This is a genomic window from Occallatibacter sp. (genome assembly GCF_036502485.1).
Taxonomy (GTDB): domain Bacteria; phylum Acidobacteriota; class Terriglobia; order Terriglobales; family Acidobacteriaceae; genus Telmatobacter.
The window spans coordinates 36,238-54,956 of record NZ_DASXYM010000078.1; the positions used below are offsets into that span (position 1 = coordinate 36,238).

17 protein-coding genes are annotated in these 18,719 nt (G+C 62.7%); 9 read left to right on the top strand and 8 right to left on the bottom strand.

From position 1 onward, the window contains the following. Nucleotides 1-71: 71 nt before the first annotated feature. On the bottom strand, nt 72-2,075 hold the full coding sequence (locus VGL22_RS11375) for a M3 family metallopeptidase (protein WP_465267042.1): 2,004 nt from the start codon (nt 2,073-2,075) through the stop codon (nt 72-74). 240 nt (nt 2,076-2,315) lie between these two features. Between VGL22_RS11375 and aroE the strand changes: the two genes are divergently transcribed. Beyond that, nucleotides 2,316-3,848, top strand: coding sequence for a shikimate dehydrogenase (gene aroE / locus VGL22_RS11380; protein ID WP_465267043.1), 1,533 nt, complete (start codon nt 2,316-2,318; stop codon nt 3,846-3,848). Nucleotides 3,849-3,865: 17 nt separating this feature from the next. After that, nucleotides 3,866-4,576: a YqjF family protein gene (locus VGL22_RS11385; protein WP_465267044.1), complete on the top strand. Its 711-nt coding sequence runs from the start codon at nt 3,866-3,868 to the stop codon at nt 4,574-4,576. Nucleotides 4,577-4,598: 22 nt separating this feature from the next. Here the strand turns inward: VGL22_RS11385 and VGL22_RS11390 are convergent, their stop codons facing one another. Beyond that, on the bottom strand, nt 4,599-5,783 hold the full coding sequence (locus VGL22_RS11390) for an SH3 domain-containing protein (protein WP_465267045.1): 1,185 nt from the start codon (nt 5,781-5,783) through the stop codon (nt 4,599-4,601). A 135-nt stretch (nt 5,784-5,918) separates the two neighbouring features. Then, nucleotides 5,919-6,812 (bottom strand): TerC family protein, encoded by an 894-nt coding sequence (locus VGL22_RS11395; RefSeq protein ID WP_465267046.1) that lies wholly within the window; start codon nt 6,810-6,812, stop codon nt 5,919-5,921. A 201-nt stretch (nt 6,813-7,013) separates the two neighbouring features. Here VGL22_RS11395 and VGL22_RS11400 point away from each other — a divergent pair, with 201 nt between their 5' ends. After that, complete coding sequence (locus tag VGL22_RS11400) at nt 7,014-8,450, top strand: TonB family protein (protein ID WP_465267047.1); 1,437 nt, start codon at nt 7,014-7,016, stop codon at nt 8,448-8,450. A gap of 139 nt (nt 8,451-8,589) precedes the next feature. Here VGL22_RS11400 and VGL22_RS11405 read toward each other — a convergent pair whose 3' ends face one another. The 4 genes from VGL22_RS11405 to VGL22_RS11420 form a co-directional block, all read right to left on the bottom strand. Continuing rightward, a complete protein-coding gene (locus VGL22_RS11405) occupies nt 8,590-9,483 on the bottom strand; it encodes a M28 family peptidase (RefSeq protein ID WP_465267048.1) in 894 nt (297 codons plus the stop codon). Between the two features lie 177 nt (nt 9,484-9,660). Continuing rightward, nucleotides 9,661-10,455, bottom strand: a complete 795-nt coding sequence (gene tatC, locus VGL22_RS11410) for a twin-arginine translocase subunit TatC (protein WP_465267049.1) — start codon at nt 10,453-10,455, stop codon at nt 9,661-9,663. Beyond that, the gene (locus VGL22_RS11415) at nt 10,448-11,113 is read right to left on the bottom strand and encodes a twin-arginine translocase TatA/TatE family subunit (RefSeq protein ID WP_465267050.1); all 666 of its coding nucleotides are present in this window, start codon (nt 11,111-11,113) and stop codon (nt 10,448-10,450) included. The genes tatC and VGL22_RS11415 overlap by 8 nt, the downstream gene beginning before the upstream one ends. 171 nt (nt 11,114-11,284) lie before the next feature. Then, on the bottom strand, nt 11,285-11,779 hold the full coding sequence (locus tag VGL22_RS11420; protein ID WP_465267051.1) for a DinB family protein: 495 nt from the start codon (nt 11,777-11,779) through the stop codon (nt 11,285-11,287). A gap of 362 nt (nt 11,780-12,141) precedes the next feature. Here VGL22_RS11420 and nadA point away from each other — a divergent pair, with 362 nt between their 5' ends. From nadA to VGL22_RS11435, 3 genes are all read left to right on the top strand, one after another. Beyond that, nucleotides 12,142-13,293: a quinolinate synthase NadA gene (gene nadA, locus VGL22_RS11425; RefSeq protein ID WP_465267052.1), complete on the top strand. Its 1,152-nt coding sequence runs from the start codon at nt 12,142-12,144 to the stop codon at nt 13,291-13,293. A gap of 301 nt (nt 13,294-13,594) precedes the next feature. Next, on the top strand, nt 13,595-14,035 hold the full coding sequence (locus tag VGL22_RS11430; RefSeq protein WP_465267053.1) for a DUF2203 domain-containing protein: 441 nt from the start codon (nt 13,595-13,597) through the stop codon (nt 14,033-14,035). 237 nt (nt 14,036-14,272) lie between these two features. Then, complete coding sequence (locus tag VGL22_RS11435) at nt 14,273-15,247, top strand: ornithine cyclodeaminase family protein (protein WP_465267054.1); 975 nt, start codon at nt 14,273-14,275, stop codon at nt 15,245-15,247. 16 nt (nt 15,248-15,263) lie between these two features. On the opposite strand, the gene VGL22_RS11440 is transcribed toward VGL22_RS11435, so the two are convergent. Beyond that, entirely contained in the window at nt 15,264-15,638 is a 375-nt protein-coding gene (locus VGL22_RS11440; RefSeq protein WP_465267055.1) for a VOC family protein, read from the bottom strand. 226 nt (nt 15,639-15,864) lie between these two features. On the opposite strand from VGL22_RS11440, the gene VGL22_RS11445 reads away from it, so the two are divergent. The 3 genes from VGL22_RS11445 (at nt 15,865) to VGL22_RS11455 (ending at nt 18,714) form a co-directional block, all read left to right on the top strand. Beyond that, entirely contained in the window at nt 15,865-16,407 is a 543-nt protein-coding gene (locus VGL22_RS11445) for a peroxiredoxin (RefSeq protein ID WP_465267056.1), read from the top strand. 191 nt (nt 16,408-16,598) lie between these two features. Continuing rightward, the gene (ahpD, locus tag VGL22_RS11450; protein WP_465267057.1) at nt 16,599-17,168 is read left to right on the top strand and encodes an alkylhydroperoxidase, AhpD family; all 570 of its coding nucleotides are present in this window, start codon (nt 16,599-16,601) and stop codon (nt 17,166-17,168) included. A gap of 370 nt (nt 17,169-17,538) precedes the next feature. Then, nucleotides 17,539-18,714: a lactonase family protein gene (locus VGL22_RS11455; protein ID WP_465267058.1), complete on the top strand. Its 1,176-nt coding sequence runs from the start codon at nt 17,539-17,541 to the stop codon at nt 18,712-18,714. Nucleotides 18,715-18,719 lie beyond the last annotated feature (5 nt).

Here is an 18,719-nt window from a genome sequence, read left to right on the forward strand (position 1 = left end):
GGCTCACCGCTCAGCAACTCTGTAACTTTGTAACTCAGTAACTTGTAACTCTAACTCAGTAACTTTGTAACTCAGTTCACTACCGTGACCTGCTCTTCAAACTCTTCGTTCAGCCAGCGCGCGATGGCTGCGAACTCCTCATCGCGCCCCAGGAAGTCGCGCACCATCTGACGCCCCGGTTTCGATCCGCCCTGCTCGAGCACAGCCTTGCGGTAGCGCCCGCCGGTCTCCCCATCGATCAGATTCTGCGGATCGAATTGAGCGAAGAAGTCGAGGGCAATGACCTTGTCGAAGGCGTAGGTGTAGTAGTTCGATGAGTAGCCGGTGAGATGGCCGAAGCTCGCATACATGCGATTGCCTTCGAGCCACGTCCATGGCATCAGTTGCTTGTAGAGGCCGCTCACCATGCGGTCGAGATCCACCTTCGAGGCGTCCTGATCGTGCAGGTCGAGCGAGATGGTCGTGTAGTAAATCTGCTGGCGCATGCCATCCGCGCGGCCGAAGGAGCTAGCCGCCTTCATGTTGTGGATGATGCCCGAGGGCAGCACCTCGCCCGTCTGATAGTGTTTCCCAAACGACTGCAGCAGCTTCTCGTCGCGGAAAAACTCCTCGAGCATCTGCGACGGCACTTCGACAAAATCGCCTTCGGTCGAAAAGCCTGACAATCCGGCCCACTCCGTGTGGCCGCCCAGAATGGCGTGCATGAGATGGCCGAACTCGTGGAAGAACGTGACCACGTCGTTGTACTGCATCAGGCCCGGATCGCCGGCTTCGCCTCCGGGGAAGTTGCAGATCAGCGCCGCCTCCGGCAGGTAGCGACCCTTCACGCCGGTGACCACAGGCGCCGCGGAAAACCACTTGTCCTTGCCCTCGCGGGGATGCATGTCGAGGTAGAACCGTCCTACGCGCTTGCCTTCTTCAAACACCTCAAACACACTCACGGCCGGATGCCAAGCGGGCACATCCGAGGGCCTGAACTCCACCTTGAAGAGCCGCGCCGCGGTATCCAGGATGCCAGCTTCAACCTGCTTGTATGGGAAGAAGGGCCGCACCGACTGCGAATCGAAATCGAACGCCGCGCGCCGGAACTGCTCATACCAGTAGCCGCGGCTGGTGATGTCGATCTCCTGCAGCCCCGGCTGGTGCTTGCGCACGAAGTCCATAATCATCTGGTGCTCGCGGAGCGCCCCATCACGGCTGGCGTCATCGAGCTTGTGCAGAAACTCCCGCACATTCGCGGCCGAGCCCATCATCTGGTCCGCAGTCGCAAGATCGGCCCAGCTCCGGAATCCCAGTGTGCCGGCAATCTCCTGCCTGGTTGCAAGCAGTTGTTCGAGCACCGTCTTGTTCTGCGGATAGGCTCTGGTGTGGTAGGCGAGGAACATGCGTTCGCGGAGCGCCGGGCTCGCGGCAAACGTCATCACCGGCTGCATGTCGGGCTGATCGGTCGTTATGGTGATCATCCCTTCCGCATTGGCGGGATGCCGTTCGAGATAATCCTGGGGCAGCCCGACGAGCTCATCCGCGGTCGCCGTAATACTTTTGCCGCCCTCCTGGATATTGCGGCTGAACTCGAGCGCGAGCCGGGTCGCCTGCTCGTGCAGCGCCTGCAAGCGGGCCCGTGCAGGCTCGTCCTTGTCGACGCCGGACAGGCGATAACCGAGCAGCGTGCGCTCCACGTAGTGCTTTGTCGCCGCGCTGCAGTAGTCGATATTCATTGCCGCCAGTGCGTCATACACGCCGCGGTTCAGGCTCAGCGCGCTGCCGGCCTGCCCTACGCGCTGCGCCTCCATCTGCGCCTGGTCGCGCACGGCCTTATCGGCTGCAACGGAATTGAGAATGCCGGCCTGCGCGCCTGCAAGGCTCAACTGTTCCAGCGCCGCGTCATAGAGGCGGAGCGTGTTCTCCGGGGTGCGCGGATGATCGATGGCTAGCAGCGCCTCGAGCGCGGCCTGATGGGTCTTCAGCCGCGCGTCCACCCAGGCGGTCAGCTTTTCGGGCGATGCGGCGCCCCCCGCTTCCCACACGTGAAGTTCGTCACAAATATGCACAATGGCCATCGGATCGAGCGACATAGAACGGCAAACCTCCAACCCTTCTAGGTTGCCATACCAGACCCGTGGTCCGGCGGAACGGCGCGAGAGCACACGCTCGGGCGCCCAGGTCGCGATGTCGTTTTGCTTTGTCGTCCCGCGCCTTTTTCCGGGGAACCACGTCTGCCTTGCGCGCGTAAAAGCCTGTGACGATAGTCGCGGTGTCCGGCGCAGTCGCGCTCGGACACAGCAGGTGGTTTGCGATAATCACCCCAACTGCCCATGCCACCACGCTTGCCCAAAATCTGCATCGCCATACAGGCCGCCAGCCCGGCGGAGATGCTCTCGCGCGCCTGCCTCGCGCTGAAAGAGACGCGCTTCCTCGAGTTCCGGCTGGACTCGCTTCCCTCTCCCGCCGCGGCGCTGGCTCAACTCAAAAAATTCCTGATCGCGAATGAAAACATCACCGCGATCGCCACGTGCCGCCGCACTGCCAACACCGGCGGTTTTGCAGGCTCGGTGGATGAAGAGCTGTCGATCCTGCTCAGGGCCGCCCGCGCGGGGTGCAACATCGTCGACCTCGAAGTCGAATCCGCTGAAGAGGCCGCGCCCGTCCAGTTCGAAAAGTTCCGCGCCGACCTCCACAAAGCGGGGGTCCAGTTCCTCATCAGCTTTCATGATTTTTCGCGGACTCGCGGAGTGGACCGCGCTGCTGACCGCATCGCTGCGTTCGCACCCGATCTCATCAAAGTGGTCTCGACGGCGCAGGCTCTCTCCGACAATCTGGCTATCCTGCGCCTCGTTGAAGACCGTTCGGCATCCGCCCGTATTCTTGGCATCGCCATGGGCGAAGAAGGGCTTGTCAGCCGCGTGCTCGGCCCGCGCGCGGGCTCTGCCTTCACCTTCGCCTCGCTCGAAGACGGCGCCGCGACCGCACCCGGCCAGGTCACTGCGAAAGCCATGCGCACGCTCTACCGCGCGCATAAGCTCAACCGAGACACACGCATCTTCGGCGTCGCCGGCAATCCCATCGCGCACTCGCTCTCGCCGCTCATGCACAACACAGCCTTCCACCGCGAAGGCGTCAACGCCGTCCTGCTGCCGCTCAAAACCCGCACGGTCCAGGACCTGCTCGCCCTGATGCTCGAGCTGCCCATGAGCGGTGCCGCGGTCACCATGCCGCTCAAGCAGGAAGTGTTGCCGCATCTCGCCGGGCAGGCCGCCGGCATGGATCGGCTGGTCCAGCGCATCGGCGCCTGCAATACCCTGCGCGTGGGCGGAGACCTGAAGCTGTATGGCTACAACACGGATGTGGCTGGAGTCGTCCGCCCGCTGGAGCGCCGCATGAAGCTCAAAGGCGCGCGCATTGCCGTTCTCGGCGCCGGGGGAGCTGCCCGTGCCGCCGTCTTCGGGCTCGTCGATCAAGGCGCCGAGGTCTTTATCGTCAACCGCACGCACGAGAACGGGGTCGCCCTGGCCCGTGCGGCCAAGGCCAAGGCCCTGAAACACGCGCAATTCGCCAGGCAGCACTTTGACGCAATCATCAACTCCACACCCTGCGGCATGAAGGACGCGAAGGAACCGCTGCCCATCGCCGAAGACGAGCTCAACGCCGATCTGGTCTTCGACATGGTTTACAACCCGCTGGAAACGCCGCTGCTCAAGCTCGCCAAATCCCGCGGCATCGCCACGATCAGCGGCCTCGAAATGTTTATTCAGCAAGGTGCTCGCCAGTTCGAAATCTGGACCGGCAAAACGCCGCCCGAAGGCGAAATGCGGCGGGTTGTGGAACGGGAACTGAAACGAAGAGGTTGAACGGCAGGAGCTGAAATATGGGCGGCATGTTCCTCAGCGCGGAGTGGAAGAACCTTGTCATGCTGAACTACGTCGTCGATCCGGCGATGCTCGCTCCCCTGGTTCCTGCGGGAACTCTGCTGGACTCGTTCGGCGGCAAGACCTACCTGAGCGTGATCGGATTCGAATTCAATCGCACCCGCCTCCGCGGATTCGCGGTCCCGTTCCACCAGTCTTTCGAGGAGGCTAACCTGCGCTTCTATGTTCGGCGCGGAGAGCGCAGAGGCGTGGTGTTCATCCGCGAGCTGGTGCCCAAATTCGCGGTCGCCGCCGTGGCGCGATTCGCGTTCAACGAAAAGTATCTGTGCGTGCCCATGTCCCATCGTCTGCATCTTGATGTGCACGGAAACCCGTTTGCGGCGGAATACTCCTGGGGACGGGGGAAGGCAGCCTGTGCCATGCACATTGAAACCGAGGGAGAAGGATATCTGCCTCGCGAAGGATCTCTCAGCGAGTTCATCACCGAGCACTACTGGGGCTATGCCGCACAAAAGGACGGCGGCTGCCTCGAGTACCAGGTTCAGCATCCGCAATGGCGGGTGCGGGATGCTGCCGGGTCCAGATTCACGGGCGATGCCGCCAGCGTGTACGGACAAACGTTTGCCGAGGTGCTTCGGCGCGCGCCGGATTCCGCTTTTCTGGCGGAGGGATCTGAAGTCACGGTATCGGACGGCGTCCGCATACGCTGACAACCTGGCGTTACCGGCGCCGCTATCTCTTCGGTTTTTTGGCTTTCGCCTTGGCTGCCTTTTTTTCTTCCGCGGAGCGCATCGCCGTGATCGGCGCCAGATCCGGCCCCACGCGCTTCACCACCGTGTCCAGCATCACGAAATTGATGGTTCGCGTGTTGGCCGGGCGAGTGATTCCCGTTTGCGCGTCAATGGCCAGGTCCTGATTGGCCGCAATCTTGATCCCGAAGGCCGGCACCATCGCGCCATCCTTCGTTGGCCCCGGAATCCGGGTGATGTTCACCGGCAGAAAGCCTTCAACAGGGCGCAGGCGGAAGGCCGTCTCGTAGCGATGATGATTACGGCTCCAAGTGAACACCCGCACCTGGTCGAAGTCATACGGCAGGCCTGCCTTCGGCTGCTCGAGCAGCATGACGTACTCCGGCACGTCGTGATTGGGGGTGTCGGCATTCTCGTCATGGACGGTGGTCAGGACATACGCGCCCACAATCCGCTGGCCTTCGGCATACTGGGCCACCGTGTCCGGCACGTCCACGTCCATGCGCCTGGCCAGCACCCAGCCGAACTGCCCCTGCTCATCCTTCACGAGCCACCAGTCTTCCATCACCACCGGCATCTCCGGCATTGCGGTTGCACTGGAGGCGGCCGGCGGCTTTGGCGGCACAGGCCTGGCGGTTCCCGCTGACGCAGGGGGTTGCGGGCCTGTCGCCCCTTTTTGTTCCTCGGGCTGCGGCGGACCCGTCTCTGCCGGCTTGTTGGCGGTCGAAGCCGCCGGCCGCTTAGCCCCGGGAGGAAGCTTCTGCACGGAGGCGCGCACCAGCATCTGCACCTTGGCATTCCCCGGCAGGAGGAAGAATCGCTGCGTGTCGCGTCCAGGCGCGCCGTGCAGGTACACGTCATCGCGCAGGACCGCGGTGGCCACCACCGGATCGTTCTTGTGCTGCTCGGCAAGTTTTGCGAACTGATCGTGATCGTCCTGGTCGATGACCGCGTGCTGCTCGATCCACCCAATTTCGTTTTTGGGAGTTTTTACCTTCAGGAAGCGCCGCCCGTGCTCCAGCACCTCGAGCTTTTCCCCGTTGGCCACCTGCCCCACGCGGTTCGAAACGGCCGCCACGCGGTCATGCAGATAGGTCTGCCGCGACACCACCCAGACCGTCTCCTGCTTCTGCACATGCATCTTGCTGCAGCCCGGCAGGGTCGCCACAACGCTCAGCAATGCGCAGGGAATGGCAAGCAGAGAAAGTCGTCGGGCGACAGAAGAAACGATGGGGGGACGCGCATTCACAGCTGGGTTCTCTTCGAGGATAGCACCGGCGGGACTCGCGGCCGGCGTCACCCGTCACTGACTGGATTCCTGCCCCGCGTCTCGCTGCCTGCGTTTGTTCTCCACCTTGTTCGCGATCACAGAGGCGATTGCGCACACGGTCAGGATGCCGCCAATCACGCCGAGAGAGGCCACAATGGAGATGTCGAACCATGGCGCCAGAATCATCTTCAGTCCTACAAACCCCAGCAGCGCCCCCAGTCCGTAGTGCAGATAGCGCAGCCGGTCGAGCAGAGACGAGATCGCAAAGTACAGCGACCGCAATCCCAGAATGGCCGCGATGTTCGACGTGTACACCACGAAGGGATCGCGCGAGACAGCCAGAACCGCCGGAATGGAATCGAGCGCGAACATCACATCGGTCGCCTCGACAGCCAGAATCACGGGCAGCAGCGATCCCTCCGCGGGGTGCATCCTGCGCAAGAACCGCGGCAGCACGTCGTGCGTCGAACTCTGGCTCATCAGCCGCCAGCCGGCCCACAGCAGCATCGCGCCGAACACATAGGTGATCCACTCAAAACGATGGATCAGCGTCACGCCCAGCGCAATGAAGATCGCCCGCAGCACGATGGCTCCGCCCACGCCCCACGCCAGGGCCTTGTGCTGCTGCTCGGTCCTAACGTGGAATCCCTGAAAGATCACCAGGAACACGAACAGGTTGTCGACGCTGAGCGACATCTCGATGGTGTAGCCCGCCACAAACTGCAGTGCCGTGGCGTGGCCCTCTTTCATCGCGATCCACCCGGCGAAGCCCATGGCCATCAGCACCAGGCATCCGGTCCAGATCCAGCTCAGGATGTGGGAGCGGCGATCGTCGCCATGCAGGGGCAGGAACGTGTCTGCCACAAGCAGCACCACCACAGCTATGTGAAAGCCGATCCACCAACTCCACGCCGCGCCACCAATCATGTCAGGATGCTACAAGATCAGGGGCGGGAGTTTCGACGCGACAAACCAACAGCCGCAGCATGGCAGCCTGTTCCGCCGGGCGCGACAGGCTTTGCTGGTCCGTTGTCCTTCGGTAACTCTGTGACTTTGTCCGTCGGTCCTGTTGTCTAACTAGTTTCGCCTCATGTCTCGGGGGGCCTCAAACTCCCTTACAATCGCCCTGTGGCTACGCATACGGCGGTACTAAAAACTAGTTGGGTAGGGCAGCGGATCGACGACAGGCTCCCCCTGCAGGAATGGCTGGGCGCCACCAGCATGGGCGATATCTTCCGCACCGAGTTGCCCGACGGAACACCGGCTGCCCTCCTCGTCGCATCAGGAGAAGAGGAGAATGCCGCCACCCTGCTGCACAACTGGCAAACCGCGGCCGCGCTGAACCACCCGCATCTGCTGCACGCGTTTGAAGCCGCCCGCGCGCACATTGACGATTCGCCCATCATCTACATTGTCACGGAACTCCCCGAAGAAGCACTCGGCCAGATCCTTCCTGAACGCGCCCTTACCGCGGAAGAAGTCGGCGAGATGCTTCCGCCTATTCTCGACGCAATGGCTCATCTGCACGCGCAGGACCTGGTCCACGGCAGCATCGAGCCGGCGAACGTCCTGGTGATCGGCGATCGGCTAAAGCTCTCGACCTACAGCCTGCAGCCGGCGGGCTCGTCGCCCGCGGGCGACGAGCGCCCGCGGATCTACGACGCGCCTGAAACCGATGACGGTCCGCTGACGCCCGATGCAGACATCTGGTCTCTCGGCATCCTCATCATTGAAGCACTCACGCAGCACGCGCCCACCTGGATTCGCAGCTCCGGACGCGATCCGCTGGTGCCCGTCACGGTGCCGCAGCCTCTCGCCGAGATTGCCCGCGGCTGCCTGCGCATCGAACCCACGCAGCGCTGCACTCTCGCGGACATCAGGCAAATTCTTTCCCATGGAGCGGCCGCCGCCGTCGAACAGCCGCGCGTCACCCCGGCAATTCCCGCCGCCAGCATCACCGAACAGCTTCCGCTCTTCGACGAGACCGCGCCCGAGGCATCCGATCAGGCTGGGCTCGAGGAGCCGCGTCTGCGCAAATCCTTCCGCGCTCTTGAGGATGAAGACGATGAGCCCCGCCTGCGCCTGCCCATCCCGATTCTTGCCGGCGCGGCTGCACTACTTTTCCTGCTCATCGTCGGCCTCGTCGCCTACTCGCGTCACGGCAAGAAGACCCTGGCGCCCGCCCCCGATCAAACATCCGCGGCATCGGCCGGCCCTGCCGACAAGCCCATCAAGCCTCTCCCGCAACCCTCCGGCCCCACGGTCAAAGGCCAGGTGGCGCAGCGCGTTATTCCGGAGATTCCCGCTCACGCCGCCCGCGGCATCCGCGGCAAGGTTGAAGTGAAGATCAAGCTTACGGTGGACCACTCGGGCGCGGTGATGAATGCTGCTATCGTCTCTGACGGCCGCAGCCGGTACTTCGCCAATCAGGCACTCGATGCGGCGCGCAAATGGCGCTTCCGCCCGGCGAGGATTCACGGCCAGCCCGCTGCCAGCACCTGGGACCTGCGCTTCACCTTTACGAAGACGGGCACGGACGTGAGTCCGGCCGAAGTCACGCCGTGAGGGGCGGCTGACAGTTTTTCAGCCGTCAGCTAACGATTCCATCGAATGCGAAATCTGGGCTGAATCCAGTGGGTTTCTGCCTGCCGAAGACGCCGTGTAGTTGACATACAAGGTCAGGGCCGAGAGCTGACAGCCGTCTCTACTTCTGATCCAGCAGCCGGATCGTTTCCAGAATCACATCGCCATCAATCGTGAGGCTTCTGGCGCTCACTTTATCCAGCGTGTCCTGCGCGGTGTGGTGATAGCTGTTGTTGGGTCCGTAGTCCAGATCGATGATGTCGATGGACGGCACGCCGCGCTTCACAAACGGCAGATGATCGTCTTCCACTGGCTCCTCGTTCTGGAAGAAATAGCGGTCATAGCCAAACTTGTGCGCCGACTGCTTCACCAGGTCCACCAGCCACGCGGTCGAGTTCGACTCCCGCTGAATGTCCAGGTCCTTGTCGCCGATCATGTCGGTCAAGATGAACGCCTTGATTTTGCCGAGAGTGCCGTCGCGTCCCCACTTCGCCGCCAGGTGCCGGCTCCCATAGGTCGAGTCCGACTGCGACCACGACTGGAACGCCTCTTCCCCATCGAAAAACACCAGCCACACCGAGTAGCCATCCAACTGTCTGCCGCCCGCCGTCTGCGCCCGCAGCTTGTCGCCAATGGCCATCAGCAGGCCGGTGGTGGCGGCCCCATCGTTGGCGCCCACGAAGTTGATATTGCGCAGCGGGTAATTGGTCTCGTAATGAGTGGCCAGCACAATGACGCCCTGCTTCTTGCCGGGGTAGCGCACGATGAAGTTGCGCAGATTCACCGGCCCGATCGGGGTATCGGCCATGAAGGTGTCTTCTTCCACGGGGTCATGCTGGAAGCGCGCGCGGAGCAGGTTCTCGGCCTTGGTGTGCCCCTGGCCGGTGACCCAGCGCGGGCCTATCGCGGCGAACTCCCGCGTATATTCGTATGCTTTGGCCCCGTCGAAATGCTGCGCCAAAGCCGTCAAAGGCGCGAAGACAACCAGTGCGGCAATCCACGTTGCGAGTCGCATCAAGCTCTCACTTTGTAAGGCTGCGGCCCTGCTTCGACCGCAGCGGGAAACAGCTCACCAGAGCTGGTTTGAGGCTGCCGGCTGGAGCAGGGGCTAAAGCTCAAGCGCTTCAACCATGAGCTATTGAGTGGCCCGACTGACGTCGTGCCGCGATTACAACCGGTTCCGACTAATCCTCTAACCTGCCTTTGCCGCCTTGGCCTTGCGCCGCGATGGGTGCACCCACCAGGCCACGCCGATGCCGAGCACATACAAGCTCAGCATCGGGATCGCGTAAACGCACATCGTCCACGGATCCGGACTGGGACAGATGACCGCCGCCACAATGAACACCGCCAGGATGGCGTAACGGATGTTCTTCCACAGGAAGCGCGGGCTCACAATCCCGAACATGGCCAGAAAGAAAATCAGAATGGGCAGCTCGAAGCTCACCCCCAACCCCAGGATGATGGAGAGGAAAAAGCTGCTGTAGTCCTCAATCGTGATCATCGACGTGAAGTTGTGCCCGAACCCCAGTACCAGGATTTTGATTGCACCCGGCAGCACAAAGAAGTATCCGAACGCCGCGCCGGTCAGAAACAGGCCCACCGTCGCCAGCATGAATGGAATCACAAAGCGCCGCTCGTTGTGATAGAGCCCTGGCGCTATGAACAACCACACCTGGTAAAGAATGAACGGGCTGGCCACGATGGCCCCGGCCAGCAAAGAGACCTGCAGGTTCAGGTTCAGCGCGTCCATGGGGTGGGTAAAGACGAGGGTCTTGCCAATCTTCAACAGCGGCTCCTGCAGAAAGGTCAGCAGGCGGTCGCGGAAGACCCACGCCAGAATCATTCCCAAAACCAGGAAAACGGCCGACTGGATCACCCGCCGGCGCAATTCGTCCAGATGCTCCATCAGGCTCATGCCGGGGAGATCTACGCGCTCGCTCACCGCGGCCCGGGCCCTGTCGATTGCGTCCGCGGCGTCAACCATGCTGGCTTACTGTCTCCGTTCCCTTGGGCTGGGTGGTGGCGTCAGAGACCGGCGCCGGTTCCGCGCCGATATTGGCCTCGGCCGCAATGCTCTCCGTCGCGACTTCCTGGAGGGGAGCCATCACCGGTGCTGGTTCAGGCGCGCTCCCATTGGTCGCATAGCGCGACGCCGCCACCTGTTCGCCGGTCGCAGGGGGGCTGATGCGCGGATAGGTCTTTGGCTCCGGCTGTGCAGAAGCTGCCTCTGTGGCGGCTGGCTCCGTCACGGAAGGCGGATACGTCTCCTCGCCCGGATACGGCGAAGCAGTGGTTTGCTCCAGAGCGGGAGGAGCCGAAACCGAGGCTTGCTCCTCGACGGCGCCGATGTCTGCCTGCGCCTCGACGGTTTGCGTGGCTGCGGGCGGATTCAGAGCCATCTGCCGCGCCCGCTCCTCCTCTTCCTTCTTGCGCCGGTCGGCGTCTTCCGACATTCGCAGCTCTTCTTCCATCTGGAATTTGAAATCGTTGGAAGCCTTGCGGAATTCGTACATCAGCTTGCCGATCTGACGGCCGATCTGCGGCAGACGCCGCGGCCCGAAGACCACCAGAGCCAGCAGCATAAGGAATATGGAGTCGTACATGCTGATGGTGGAGAGTTGAATTGGCGGAGGTGCACCCATGAAGGATCATGATACCTGCCCGCAACACACCCGAACAATCCGCCGCGGAAGACGAGTGCCGCGGGTCACGTGGAACCCGTGGTCAGGGATCAGTGGTCAGGGGTCAGTGGTCAGGGATCAGAAGGGCCACTCTGTCATTTGTCACTCTGTGCCTCAGTCCCTGCGTGCCTTCTACCAGCTGAATCCCCCGGACCGCGGCGGCCACGCACCCAGCAACTGCCGCAGCAGCACGATGCGCCCCAGATGGTAGGCGTTATGCGCGGCCATGTTCTCCACCTGCTCCAGCACGGTCATGGTGCGCACCGGCTTTCCCGGCCGCGACGGGCACCGCACCCTGCGCGCCAGCCAGTTCTCATCCCGAGCCGCCGCGGCGCCCTGCTGCGCCCCATTGAAGAACCTTCCGCACAGCTGCGCCCAGCTCTCCCGCTCCATGTCCAGAACCGTTGGAAAGCCGTCGGACGGGCTGACCGGGAACGGCGTCTCCACGCCGCGAATCCAGTCCAGCGTCACCTGCTGCCAGAACGCCACATGCCACAGCTCCTCATAGATGGAGTGGGGCGCTCCCTCGGGCTTACGATGCACCAAGTCCTCGGCCAGGCCCTCCAAAATGTGGTCAGGCGCCGCCGCATACCCGTCCCCCACCAGAATCTGCTCCAACTCGTTCACACCAACCTCCCCGTACCCCTTCGTCACTTTCCGACTTTGCAACTCTGTGGCTTTTTAGCTCGTCGCCTTTGCCGCTGTGTCCCTTTGTCCTTTGTCCCTGTTCCCCGCTTCCTGTTTCCTGCAGTTGTGATCTCCATTACAACCGCATTACAATATGAACAAATAGCCGCGATCTCAGGGTGTTGCGATTCATGAATCTGTCACACCCTCAGGCGCGTCAACTATTTGGAAAGCTGCAACAACCCCGTGGAGGGGGCCCGAGCTGAATATTGCCGGGGCATGTGCCTCCACTGCAGCCGATTAGCTTTCAACAACCCCGTCCCGAACGGCGCAAGCCATGAAAGGACTGAAGGCGGAACAACTTGACTCTCGTACTCGACGAAATCCAGGCGGCGGAATCCGCCTGCAGTCTCGACAATTACCTGGCGCTGCCCGATCACACCATGGACGCGCGCATTGCGGCGGCCCGCCGCAAGCTGGGCGCCAGCACCGTGATCCTCGGCCACCACTACCAGCGCGATGAGGTCATCCGCTTTGCCGACTTTACCGGCGACAGCTACAAGCTTTCAAAGGCCGCCGCCGAAACGGACGCAAAGTACATCCTTTTCTGCGGCGTGCACTTCATGGCGGAAAGCGCTGACGTGCTCGGCAAGGGCGGCCAGGAAGTAATTCTGCCCGATCTGAACGCCGGCTGCTCCATGGCGGACATGGCCGAAATCTCCCAGGTGGAAGCCTGCTGGGAAGCCCTCGAAAAGCTTGGCCTGACGGAAGACCTGATCCCGCTGACCTATATGAACTCGACGGCCGCCATCAAGGCTTTCTGCGGCGAACGCGGCGGCCTGGTCTGCACCTCCTCAAACGCCCGGCAGGCCTTCGAATGGGCCTTCGGACAGTCTCAAAAAAGCGGCAAAAGAATTCTCTTCCTCCCTGACCAGCACCTCGGCCGCAATACCGGCTACGGGATGGGCATCCCGCTCGACCAGATGGTGGTCTGGGATCCGTGGGCTGTCCAGCTTGGCGCCATGCAGGGCGGCCAGACGAAGCAGGCGCTCGAAGCCAGCCGCGTCCTTCTCTGGAAGGGGCACTGCTCCGTCCACCAGCGCTTCCTGCCCAGCCACGTCGACCAGGTCCGCGCCAAGTACCCAGGCATCCAGGTGATTGTCCACCCCGAGTGCCGCTGGGAGGTTTGCCAGAAGGCCGACGCCCTGGGCTCCACGGAGCGCCTGATCCAGCTCGTCGAAGACGCCCCGGAAGGCAGCATGTTTGCCATAGGAACCGAGATCCACCTGATCAACCGCCTGGCCAAGCGTTTCGCGGATAAGGGCAAGAAGATCATCACGCTCGACGACACCGGCTGTCTCTGCACCACCATGTATCGCATCAGCCCGCAGCACCTGGCCTGGGCGCTCGAAAACCTGGTCGAAGGCCGTGTGGTCAACCAGATCAAGGTCCGCCGCAATGTCAAGCACTGGGCACGCGTGGCGCTGGATCGCATGCTGGAGATTAGAGGCTGAAGGCAATTCCTGAGCCGCTGTTTCCCGGAAGTCATTGCACTCAGGAATTGCCGCAGCCTCGATCGACAGATAAGCGGGCTTTGCGTGACAAAACCGATCGCGCAAGCCCTGGGGCAACCGCGACTTCCGCATCAAGGACGACTTCGGCAACGAACTCAAATTCACCGAGCCCCTCTCCGACGACGAGTAGCACCCGGTCACTTGTTCACTTATCCACCGGTTCAACCGGTTACCTGCACGCCCCCTCATTGCTCCGCCCTCTGTCCCTCTCCCCTCAATTTCCCTTATCCTAGATACAGCCATGAAGACTTTCACCCTCGACGAAGCTCAGTCCCTGCTCCCTGTTGTTGAGTCCCTGCTCAAGCGCGCGCTGGCGGGCAAGCAGGATGCCGAGCAGGTGGAGGAAAAGCTCAGCGAGCTCAGCCGTCGCATCTATCTCTCCGGGGGCATGAAGGTCGATGTTGGCTCGGTGGTCCGCCAGCGCGCTGAAATGGACGTCCACCTGGAGCGCGTCCGCGAAATGCTCTCGGAAATCGACTCCATCGGCGTCCAGATCAAAGACCTCGACTCCGGACTGCTCGACTTTCCCTTCAAGCTGGAAGACGAGGTTGTCCTGCTCTGCTGGCGACTCGGCGAGCAGTCCATAGAGCATTGGCACACCGTGGAATCCGGCTTCAAGGGCCGTAAGCCGGTAGACGACCGCTTCCGCCGCGGCAAGACCTCCGGGAATCGGCCGAATTAGATAGATAAGTATCTTATTTTTAAGACCGATACGCGGCAAACTTAAATGCATCACTTCACCTCGATTGCTGGCGCCACGCTCCCTCGCACCAAGATCCCGCTTGGGCGACCCCTGGCCTTCGACAGTGCCGCTACCGAGCATTAAAACCTAAACTAGCACCTTAACCTTTTCTTGCAAGTCCCTAAGAAATTGGCGAACGCCGTAATCCGGCGTCTTTCCCGTGTACCCTGATTTCACATGTACATCGCTGAGCCCGAGATCCGCTCCCTTCTCACTTATGAACCCCTTATTCCGGCGCTCCGGCAGGCTCTCATCGATTTCTCCGCAGGCGGGGTCGACCAGCCGCCGCGGCTCATTCTGCGCTCCAACCATACCGAAGGTCCGAACAACGGCTGGTTCGCGACCATGCCCGTCGTCTACCAGGACGTGATGGCGGTTAAAACCGTCACCTTCTTCCCTGGCAACGCGGAGCTTGGCCCGGAGCGAAACCTACCCACGCACATGGCCGTCATCGAGCTGCTGAGCCGCACCACAGGAGAGCCCATCGCCCTCATGAACGGCCGGCTCATCACCGAAATGCGCACCGCCGCCGTCTCCGCCGTCGCCCTCGACGCTCTCGCCAGCCCCCACGTCACGAGCCTCGGCATTCTCGGCTCCGGCGTGCAGGCCCGGTCGCATCTCGCCGCTTTCCGCCTCGTCCGGCCAAGCCTGGCAGACGTCCGCATCTGGTCCCGCACCGCGGAGAACGCACGGCGCTTGGCTGAGGAGGCATCTCTTCCCAGGTCTGAGAATCGAGACCTGGGGCACCCCTTCCAATTCGGTCCGCGCGCGACCAGCATCGAGGAAGCCGCCTCGGCCGACGTGGTTCTGGTCGCGACGGCTTCACCCACGCCCGTCCTGATGGGCCGCTGGCTCAACCCCGATGCCCTGGTGATCTCGGTGGGCGCAGTGGGGCCAACGGTTCGCGAACTCGACGACGAAACCCTCCACACGAGCACAATCGTTGCCGAATCCCGCCAGGCCGCCGAACGCGAATCCGGCGACATCGTCCTCTCAGGCTCCCGGGTTCAGGCGGAAATCGGCGAGATTCTGGCGCATGCGCAGAGGGTCCCGACCGGGGGCCGCATCCTTTACAAGTCGGTTGGCATGGCGATCGAAGACCTTGTCGCCGCCCGCCTCGTCTGGCAGGCCCGCATGGCTGCTGGCCGCTGAACCAGCTCTCGCCGCCTCAGATATTTGCCCCGAACGCGAGCAGCCTTCCGTCGCAATCCTTCACCACAAATTCGCGGCATCGCCACGGCATATCGCCCAGCCCGCGCGCAAACTCCACGCCCTTGCCCGCGTACTCCGCAAAGAGGGCGTCGGCGTCTTCCACAAACAGGTACGCGTCCAGCAGCTCTTCTTCGTACTTGTCTGCCTGCGCAGCCGGCGGCGCGGCGCAACGAAAGTGAATCGCCCGCCCATCCCGCGCCACAATCGCGTACGAGGGGTCCTCATCGCCGGGCCACAACCCCAGGCACTTAAACCCCAACTTTTCCGCGTAGTACTTCACCGTCCGCGGAATGTCCCTGGTGAACAGCACGGGCGCAATCTGACTGATCATGCCCCGCAGTCTACCGCACGGGCCAGCGCGCCTGCACCGCTGGCCCTAGCAATGAGCCGGCCCGCGCCCCGCAACTTCGGGCCGGCTGGCGCATCTCTTAAACGACCCATGTTTTACTCACTGGCTTTTTAAAAACCGGCTTCATTCATTTGAAATCGCCGCGGGGCAGCCCGTTCGCGCCCGCTTCCACCTGAGTCACACATCACCTTTTTTCAAGGAGTTATTCATGCTTACCGTTGGAGAAAAGTTCCCTTCGTTCTCGCTCCGCGCCGTTGTCGGGATTGAAAAAGACGAAGACAAGGCCTTCAAGACCATCACCGACGAAACCTACGCCGACAAGTGGAAGGTTTACTTCTTCTGGCCCAAGGACTTCACCTTCGTCTGCCCCACCGAGATCGCGGCGTTCGGCAAAATCAACCAGGAGTTCCAGGATCGCGACACTCAGCTTCTCGGCGCCTCCATTGACTCCGAGTACGTGCACCGCGCCTGGCGCGAAAACCACGCCGACCTCCGCGACCTGCCCTACCCCATGCTTTCGGACATCAAGCGCGATCTCACCGAACAGCTCGGCATCCTTGATCTAAAGGCCGGTGTGGCTCAGCGCGCCACCTTTATCGTCGATCCCGACAACGTGATCCGCTTCGTTTACGTCACGGATCTTTCCGTGGGCCGCAACCCCCAGGAAGTCCTGCGCGTCCTCGACGCCCTGCAGACGGACGAGCTCTGCCCCTGCAACTGGCAGAAGGGCGAGGAAACCCTGCACGGATAGCGGCGAGCGAGTGACAGGGTTACAGAGTGGCAAAAGTGGGCAGGGTGCAGAGTGGCTGGAGCGCGCCGCGGGTTTTCCCGGATCGCTTCTCGCTCGATGCGAGCGGTTCACCTTGCAACTTCTTCCACTCTGTAACCTTGCAAGTTTGTCACTCCCTAACTTTGCAATCAGCCACCGACCCGGAGAGTCCCATGCCCCTTGACGCCCTCATCGATAGCCTTCCTGCCCATGCCAAAGACCTCAAGCTGAACTACTCGTCGCTGGTCCGCAACAACTCTGAGCTGACTGCGCAGCAGTTCTGGGGAACGGTTGTGGCCTCAGCCATCGCCACGCGCAGCGCCCCCCTCACCGCGGCCGTGCTTGAGGCGGCCCCGGCACACCTGAGCGCGCAGGCTCTCGAAGCAGCCCAAACCGCTGCGGCCATCATGAGCATGAACAACGTGTTCTACCGCTTTCACCACCTCACGCCCAATGAGAAGTACGCCACCATGCCGGCGCGCCTGCGCATGAACGGCCTGCGCGGCCACGGCGTGGAGGAGGTGGACTTCGAGCTCTGGTCGCTGGCCGTCTCCGCCATCAACGCCTGCGGCAAATGCGTCGGCGCGCATGAAAAGGTCGTACGCGACAAGGGCGCCAGCGAAGAACTCGTGCTGGCCGCGGTGCGCGTGGCCGCCGTCATCCACGCGATCGGCACCGTTCTGGACGCCGTCCAAGCGCAGGCCTCAGCGGGCCAGCCCGCCGCCGAACCCGCCCTGGCTTGACCAGCCTGGCTTGACCAGCCTGGCTTGACCCGCCCTGGCTTGACTCGCTCCGCCGCCGGATCGCTCCCCACGAATCCGGGATTCCCAGGTCTCGATTCTGAGACCTGGGAAAACCGCAAACCCACCCGCAGCCAGTCGGCCCAAGCAGGTGCTGGCGGCGAGCCAAGCTCGCAGTTGGCCGGACCGCAGGCGCCCGCAGGTGCTGGTGGCGAGCGAAGCACGCCTCTTCTGCGTCCAAAGGAGTGAACCCCCACAACGCTCGCATGCGAGACAATCCTCGCCCGCGGGCGGTACCCTGAGTGTTCCCTGGGGGATGCTTATGCGGACCGATTTCCCACTCCGGGGTTCCGCATCGGGCAAAGGAGCAGCGATGAAAGGCTTTCGTTGGGCGCAGCTGGCCCTGGCACTCGTGGTACTACTCACTGGTTGCAGTGGCTTCTGGGACAAGTCCTCCAGCAGCGGCGGAGGCGGCGGGTCCGCCAGCGGGACGTTCTACGTCCTCAACCAGGGCACGCAGCAGGTGGTTGGCTTCGCCTTCGCTTCCGGCGCCATCACGCCCACGGCCGTCGCCAGCGGCACGGCGACTCTCGGGGCGATCCCGTACTCCGTGGCTCTCGCACCGGGCGGTGGATTCCTCTACGTCAGCACCGGCGGCGGCGTGTTCGTCTACAGCATCGCTTCCGGCGGCGGGCTCACCCTGCTCAACAACTCCGGCGCCATCAGTGGCGATCTGCCCACTGCCATGGCGGTAGACGGCACCGGCACGTGGCTTATCGAGTCCATCGGAGGCAGCGGCCTTCTGCGCGCCATTCCCGTCTCCGCCTCCACTGGCCTCCTCGACACGACGCGCAATTCCGGCAATCCCTACACCGCGAACCTGCCCAACACCAATCTCAATGGAATCGCCGTCTCGCCCGCCAACTCCAGCAGCCCCTATGTCTTCATCGCCATGGGCGCGGGCGGCACCGAGGTGATCCCCTTCAGCGCCGGATCCACAGGAAACCCCTTCGGCACGCTGAGCAATATCGCAGTGGCCAAGACCACCGGCGGAGCCACGGCAGTTGCCGTCGATCCCACCAATCGGCTGCTCTATGTGGGCGAGACCGTTGCCGTGACCGGCACTCAGACCGGGGGCCTGCGCGTCTTCAATATTGGCAGCACCAAGCTCACTGAGGTCTCCGGCTCACCTTACCCGACCGCCGGCACCGGCCCGTCAGCCATCGTGCCGCTGACAAACTACGTTTATGTAGCCAACAAGGCGGTGAGCGGCAGCGGTAACGGAAACATCACCGGCTATCCCCTGGTCTCCACTGCGGGGGTATACACCCTGGGCGCCATCATCAACACCATTGCGGCGGGACCCGGCACGGTTGGCCTGGCTGAAGAGAATACGGGGACTTATCTTTTGGCCGTGAACTCCGGCGGCAGCCCCGACCTGAGCACGTACACCTTCGACAGCACCACCCCCGGCAAGCTCGTGGCCGGCACCACCCTCGCGACCGGAACCGACCCAACCCGGGCCATCGCCATCGCCGCGCTGCCGTAGACTCC